Origin of the sequence: Pseudomonas sp. RW3S2 (assembly GCF_014268955.1) — a bacterium.
Classification (GTDB): domain Bacteria; phylum Pseudomonadota; class Gammaproteobacteria; order Pseudomonadales; family Pseudomonadaceae; genus Aquipseudomonas; species Aquipseudomonas wayambapalatensis.
On the sequence record NZ_JABWRM010000040.1, the window covers coordinates 1 to 1,199 of the forward strand.

Here is a 1,199-nt window from a genome sequence, read left to right on the forward strand (position 1 = left end):
TGTAGTGGTCTACTAACCCCGGACACCCATTTAGGCGAGAATGCTCGCCACAGAGAGGTGTCCGATGACCAAGCAACGCCGTACTTTTACCCCTGAGTTCAAGCGCGAAGCTGCATGCCTGGTGCTCGATCAAGGCTACAGCCATGCCGAAGCGGCCCGTTCGCTCGGCTTGGTCGAACCAGCACTGCGCCGATGGGTTAATCAGCTTCAGCAGGAGCGCAGCGGCGTTACGCCGGCCAGCAAAGCGCTGACGCCAGAGCAGCAAAAAATTCAAGAATTGGAAGCCCGGATCGCGCGCCTTGAACGTGAGAAATCGATACTAAAAAAGGCTACCGCGCTCTTGATGTCGGAAGATCTCGAGCGTACGCGCTGATCCGCCAGCTCAGCGACCATGAGCCCGTTGATTGTTTGTGCGAAGTGTTCGAAGTCACTCGCTCAAGTTACTACGCACATCGTCACAGAAGGCGAACTCCGGACGTTGAACGACTGCGGTTGCGCAGTCGAGTGAGTGAGTTGTTCACCCGATATCGAAGTGCGCCCGGCAGCCGTACCATCATGGCAATGATGCAAGAAGAGGGTGAGCAAATCGGGCGGTTCAAGGTACGCCGTCTGATGCGTGAGCTGGCGTTGATCAGCAAGCAGCCAGGATCACATGCGTACAAAAAGGCCACAGTGGAGCGGCCAGATATTCCGAACACCTTGAACCGAGCGTTTGATGTGGAAGCGCCAAATCAGGTCTGGTGTGGAGACATCACTTACGTCTGGGCACAGGGAAAATGGCACTACCTGGCAGTTGTCCTGGACCTCTATGCACGCAGAGTGGTTGGCTGGGCCTTATCAGAAAAACCGGATGCAGACCTGGTGGTCAAAGCGCTGGACGTCGCTTACGAACAACGTGGAAAGCCTCACGGATTACTGTTCCACTCCGACCAGGGATCGCAATATGGCAGCCGTCAGTTCCGCCAGAGACTGTGGCGCTACCGCATTCGCCAGAGCATGAGCCGCCGAGGCAACTGCTGGGATAATGCACCGGTGGAGCGTGTATTTCGCAGTTTGAAATCAGAGTGGATACCGACCACGGGCTACCTGACCGGGCAACAAGCTCAACGAGACATCGGCCAGTACCTGATGAGCCACTACAACTGGATCCGACCTCATCAGTTCAACGATGGACTGGCTCCGGCGAAAGCTGAAGAAAA

Annotated in this window: 1 protein-coding gene; it reads left to right on the plus strand. The window is 56.0% G+C overall.

The features are described 5' to 3' along the window. Positions 1–64: 64 nt before the first annotated feature. A protein-coding gene (locus tag HU748_RS26120; protein ID WP_186722528.1) for an IS3 family transposase occupies positions 65–1,199 on the plus strand; the annotation gives its coding sequence in 2 pieces (ribosomal slippage) (positions 65–320 and positions 320–1,199; 1,136 coding nt annotated over the 2 pieces). This gene is flagged as partial in the annotation.